We start from the raw sequence: 5710 nt of genomic DNA, 5'->3' as shown, positions 1-5710 counted from the left end.
TTCTTCAGGCTTGGATAGCGCCCGGATGCGGGCCTTGGTGCCTTCGGGCACCTTGAGGGATAGCTGCTCGGGATACTTCATCGGCTAGGCTCAGGCTAGGTTGGTGGATGCCTATAGCCTAGCCTAAGCCTAAGCTCATCGCCTAGGTTGCGCCTAGGTTCAGCCTAGGCTCAAGGTTTGTCCAACCTTCGCGCCGCGAGCGATTGCGCATAATGGCCATTGTGTAAAGTGGGCGAAATCCGATAATCCGAATAGAGACAGGCGCTTAGCGTTTTTCGGCCTGATTATTGTGCACTCGGCGTTGTCCAGGTTTCGCTAAGTGGCTGATTCTCGCCTTTCGGTGGCTGATATCACGTCCGCCTGTCCGGTGTTGTCCATGCCGGTGTCGTCAGCCAATCGTAGACGTCGAGGGCGAACGCCCAAGGGTTGCCTTCGGTGTCGGGCATGGCATCGACGTAGCTTTCAGCCCATTGGCCGCTCACCAAATCAAGGCTGTCGAGGGCCATGTGCTGTTGCTGTTCGGGTGTCTGCTGAAAGAACCATTCTTCGGGTGTCATGGTGCCCTGCTGCGCGTTGTTGGATCAGGTGGTACTCGGCACGACAACAAAAACAATCATGTCTCACGGTGAAATTTACGGACTGCCCGCGCCCACGAACAATGCCCGTGGTGCGCAGCGGCAGAAGTACCTTGGCGCCTTGGCGTGTCGTTTTTGCAAAGAATCGCGCGTTGTTTTTGGGTTCTCTCTCGCGCGCGCGCGCGCGCGCGTTGGCGGCTGAAAATTGGGAGTCAGCCGACGACAACCGTCATCCTGTTGTACCGCTTGCCTGTCTGAGACTGCGCTTGGCCGTGAAAGGTGATCGAGATCAGACTGCCGATCTCGGCGTCTTCTGCCCGTAGCCGCTCTAGAAGCCACGGTGTCAGCCACACAGCCGTTACCTGTCCGCTCGGTGTCTGCACGAGTGCCTGATGCTGCGGGCCGAACGGCCCGGACTCTTGGCGACTGCCGACAATCGCGCCTTCAAGCACGTTTCCGGGTTCGGGCCGCCAGGTGTCGATCTCGGCACTCAGCCGCGCCTTCTCGCGCAGTCGGGCTAAGCGATCGGTGTCGATGGCGACGGGTGAAACTTCGGTGGTGGCCGATATCACGTTGGGTTTGGGCATGTGCCCGACGAGATTGTTCATGGTGGTGTCCGGGTTCTGATGGTTGCGGTTCTCGGCGCTCGCAGCTCGAAGCAGGATCAGTAAGACTCTTACAAGCCCTGCTTCGAGCAGACGCCCGTCAGGCGGCTTGTCGGTACGTCGGTGGGCCGTCTGCGCGCCCTGAACTCGAAGCAGCGCCTATAAGCTCTTTACAAGCCCTGCTTCGAGCTACACGCCCACGGCTGTCGATAAACTCGCGCATGGCGCTGAATCCCGGCAGCTTGATCTCGCCGTCGCGGGTGATCTTGGCGTCCATCGCAAGGGTGTACTTCATGCCCTTCTGCCCTGTGCCCTGAATCCACAGCCCAAACTTGGCGAGTGTGTCGCTCGCCCATCGCACAGGCGACGATGGCGCTTTCGAGAACCGGGTGATCCCACAGGACTCAAGGATGGCCGCGTGTGGCGATGCCTTCAGCGCGTGCCATGCCGCGAGCGCCGATTCAGCGGTGATCGTGCCGTCGCCGGTGTCAGCGTCGATCCCGAGTGCAGAGAACAAGGCTTGGATGGACTCACGGCGAGCGCCGTCGTGGTGGCGAGCCGCGAGTGGTACGCCCAACTCGGACTCGGACTGATCCCGTTCGCTCGGTGCCGGTGCGATCAAGGCATCTTCGAGCCGCTGAACTTCGCGCTCTAAGCGCCCGTCCCGCCACACGTCCACGGCGATGCTCGGCAGCTCGCCATCGGTGATCCCGGTAGCCTGCCGCACGTCGAACCGGGCCAACTCGGCGGATTCGGCCTGAGTCAGCCGGTGGGCCTCGCGGTGCTGCGCTGCCGTCTTGGCGTCGATGTCTGCCGCTTCGGTGATCGCCACACGCTGTTCATCGGCCAACTGCCGCTTGGCTTCGCGGTGCAGCGCGCGTCCGGTGGCGTTGTTGCCCGTCTGCCCGCGCTCAACCGTCCATCCACGGTGTTCGAGCAGATACCAAAGGTGATTGGCATAGCAGTTACGGGTGGCGTTGGCCGCGACGGTGGCCGCGACACAGTGCCGATCGAAGTCCGTCGCCGGAACTGCCGTGATACTGCCGTCGGATAGCTCGGTGATCCGCCGCGATGCAGCGCCCAAACCGTTCAGGATCGCGCCTGCGCTCGTGGTGTCGCTTTTGAATCCGTGCCCGCTGATGCCGATCGTCCACGTCGTCGCGGTGCGATCCCGCAGCAGGGCTTGGTTGAACTGCGACGGCAGGACGGTGCCGGTGTAGATCGCGATGTGCTTCGTAAAGTGGGCGACGTTCAGACTCACGCCCGACTCAACAGCCGGACTCAGCAACAGCACGTCGATGTCCGCCACGCCCGCGTTGATGTCGGCCAACAGCGCCACGGCTTCGTCGGTGCCCGCTGTCGCGCAGCCCGGTTTCTGATGGATGGCGACAATCTTCTTGTCCGGCCAAACTGCCCGCAGCCGAGCCGCTTGTCCGGCCACTTGGTTTGCGGTGTCCATGACACCCAAGACATGCCCGCCCTGGGCCAATGCTTCGTCCAACTGCGCGAGTGCTTCTGAGTCAGAAGTGAAGGTGCCCTTCAAATCGCGCTCGGCTTCTGCGATTACCCATACCGTGATCGGCTGCCGCGTCAGCTCAGCGAGCCACCACACGTCTCGAGTGCTCAGATCGGCATCCACGCCCACGGCAATCTCAGCGCCGCTCATGGCCGCGCCTAGCGCCTGCCACACGTCCCGGCCCTTGGTGCCCTTGAGCGTTCCGTGCGGGTTGTGGACTTCGGCCACACAGCGCCCGATCTCATCAATCAGCAAGACCTTGGCTTGCAGCATCGCATCGGCATACTTCGGGTTGGCGATGCTGTTCAGGCAGATCGCCAGGTGCGTCTCGCCCGCGCCCGATTGCAGGTAGTCGGCAAGATTGAGCCGATCCTTGTGGGCAAGATCGGCTACCAAGCTCTTTCTCGGTGCGATCGCCACGGTGCCGCGCAGATCGGCTGCTTGTGCGATGGGCTTCAAGATGCCCTGAGTCTTGCCCGCGCCATGCGGTGCTTTGACAAGGTGGATACCGCCCTGCTGCTGAATCGCCGCCGCAATCTCTGCCGGTGACGCTGCCGCCCGGTACGTCGCGCCCATCGGCAGCGCCGATGAGTCAAGCTGTACCGCCTTGATTGCCGCCGTCCGTGTCCGCTGCCGATCATGCTCGATAAGGGCCGTCAGATCGTCGGCATCAATCGCCGGGTGCGAATCGCAGATCGCCTTGTGCAGCGCCCGATAGCTTGTCCTGAACGGCGCTCGCCATTTGTGCCGCATGTACACGGCTCGGGCATGGCCTTGAGCATTGGCATCATCGGCCTTGCTCAGTGCGTCGAGTGCTTCAATCAGATCGCCCGCAATCTCTAGGGCTTCGGTGGCGAGCACATAGCGGGTGCTCGTGCCCACGTCATAGAGTTTGCAGCCGTTCGGCGTCTTACTCAGGATGCCCGCCCAACTGCTGCTGTCCCTGAAAGTGGCCTGACAACGCAGCCGTTGATGCTTCGACGCCAAGAACTCAGCAACCGTCATGGTGCCCTTCTCAGTCTCGATCCGAGTGTGCATCCGCAGTGCAGAAGCGTTCTCGAAAGCGAGTCTCGGCTGCCGACGCGCCCGGATGCCTACAAGGTTGCCTTGGGCCGCTGATCCGCCCTGCTCGCCTTCGTCAGCCGGATCGTGCTTGATCACGGTGCAGCCGGTGGCCTTGCTGAAGTCGGTGATCTGCTCGGCTGTCGCTTCTGCGAGTAGCGCCGCGCCGCCGCCATCGTGAACGGTGATCTCAGCCGGTGCGAGAATCAGCCCGTCACGAACGTCCGGTGGGCCGCTGAAGACTTCGCGCCCGCCTGCCCATACCGAGGTGTCGATCAGGGTTCGGCGCAGCTCAGCGCCCGCCTTTGACGGCTTGATGAAGCCATACCCTGCCGCCCACAGCCTGATCTGTGCCGCGTTGCGCATATCGTCTAGCTCGGCTGCCGTCGGTGCCCGATCGAGAACGATGGTGGTGTGTTCACCGTGCGCCTTGCCGCCGCCGATCGGTGATCCGTCGGGCATCCGCGCCCGAGTCGATGAAGACGGCATGACAACGCGGGCCGCGCCGCTGAACTCGGGAAACACTGAGCAGAGCAGCGCCCATCGGCCCGGTTCGTCCAGGGCGAGCAGATCATCCGGCATCGCCGGATCAGGATCGAAGTCGAGCAACAGCAGCCGCGACGGTGCGAAGTGGTGCTTGAGTCTCGCGAGTACGGGCTTGCCGTCGATGACGTGTGTGCCGGTGGGATCAAGGCCGCGCGACTTCAAATCGTTCTTCGGCAGGATCAGGTACTCGGCATCGCCCATCGCCGGGATGTGCCCGAGGATGATGCACTGCGCCGTGGTGAGTCCCGCCAACAGCTCGCCGTGCTGCTGTGCGATCTCAGCCGGTGTGCCGGTGTAGGTGATGGTGCGAGCGAGATACCGCCCTGAGTGGCCGCTGACGATCTTGTGGACTTCGCCGCTTGTGGCGGTGAACGTCTTACCCGCGGGCTTGCCGTCGAGTCGTTTCAGCAGCGTGATAAACGCTGTTGGCTGCTGATTTTGCGGGCTTAGTGTACAATCTACACTGTTGGTGGTGATGGTTGCGGTGATGTTCGCGCAGTGTTCGTAGGTGTTCACTTTTTGGCATCCTGCCCCCTTGTCGCCCTACGCTCGATTGTCCTATGCTGAAAATGCACTCGCGGTTGCGGAGTCGTGAGTGTGCCAAGAAAGCTAGGGCGACTATGAGCGTTTTAGCGTCTCGGGAGCAAAGCGCATTGGGACGAGATTGGCGTCATGGCCCAATGTGCGGGTAAGAAATAATCCGTTTGAACGGCTCACTCAGTAATGGGTGGGCCGTTCGCCTTTATAGTCCATTGCCACAATCATACCCTGCTTTTGTATAGGCGCAAGCGAGCGCGCAGCAGCGAGTGCCTATTGAGCAAGCCATTGATTGCAAAGCGTACTAACCTGTAAGTACAGGGTGCAGCGCCATCTACAGGCAAACAGCACCCAAACGACACCCAAACAGCACCAAACGCTTAGAGCGCACCCAACTCGCCCTGCTCGGCTTGGTTGTCCCGCTCTGCGAACTGCCGCGCCCACGTCTTGATCTGCGTCGGGATGCTGTGTGGGTTGGGCCGCCGCCCGGTGCGCTGTTCGAGCGCGTCTGCGATCTCGGCTCGGCTGAATCCCTGCTGCTTCATCTCGATCGCATGGCGCCGATCGGCGTCTGAGTACCGGGTATTGCGCCCGGCGTTGGATGCCTGCTTAGGCCGATCGGGCTGATCCGCTGCCGTGGACACCGACTGTTCATTGGTGAATGGCGCTTTCGCCGCTTCATTGGCCGATGGTGGCCGTTCAAACGGTTGTTGCGCCGCCCATCGCCTAGGCGCTTTCTCTAATGCGCTCAGCCGTTGCTCGATTGAACCTAGGCGCTCGGCTAGGCTGTCACCTAGGCTCAGACTAGGCTCAGGTGCGGGCTGCCCTTCAAGCGCGTCGATCGCCCGCAGCAGCACGGACACAAAGGG

The 5710-nt window shown here is 61.9% G+C and carries 4 protein-coding genes; all 4 read right to left on the bottom strand.

Annotated elements, in window-relative coordinates; genetic code table 11:
- Positions 1-350: 350 nt before the first annotated feature.
- Positions 351-557 carry a hypothetical protein gene (locus VBE63_RS23935; RefSeq protein ID WP_323685527.1) on the bottom strand — a complete coding sequence of 69 codons (207 nt, stop codon included), beginning with the start codon at positions 555-557 and terminating at the stop codon, positions 351-353.
- Positions 558-787: 230 nt separating this feature from the next.
- Positions 788-1183 (bottom strand): hypothetical protein, encoded by a 396-nt coding sequence (locus tag VBE63_RS23930; RefSeq protein ID WP_323685526.1) that lies wholly within the window; start codon positions 1181-1183, stop codon positions 788-790.
- Positions 1184-1280: 97 nt separating this feature from the next.
- Positions 1281-4820 (bottom strand): hypothetical protein, encoded by a 3540-nt coding sequence (locus VBE63_RS23925; RefSeq protein ID WP_323685525.1) that lies wholly within the window; start codon positions 4818-4820, stop codon positions 1281-1283.
- Between the two features lie 401 nt (positions 4821-5221).
- Positions 5222-5710: hypothetical protein (locus tag VBE63_RS23920; protein ID WP_323685524.1), on the bottom strand; the 489-nt coding region annotated here is incomplete at its 5' end.

The organism is Lamprobacter sp. (assembly GCF_034860625.1).
Classification (GTDB): domain Bacteria; phylum Pseudomonadota; class Gammaproteobacteria; order Chromatiales; family Chromatiaceae; genus Lamprobacter.
The sequence above is the reverse complement of the archived record's forward strand: the minus strand, read 5'-3'. Positions and strand labels throughout refer to the sequence as shown.

Bases quoted from the DNA above. Each gene is read 5' to 3' on its own strand.
- VBE63_RS23930 (WP_323685526.1), bottom strand. From the start codon at position 1,183: ATGAACAATCTCGTCGGGCACATGCCCAAACCCAACGTGATATCGGCC.
- VBE63_RS23935 (WP_323685527.1), bottom strand. From the start codon at position 557: ATGACACCCGAAGAATGGTTCTTTCAGCAGACACCCGAACAGCAACAG.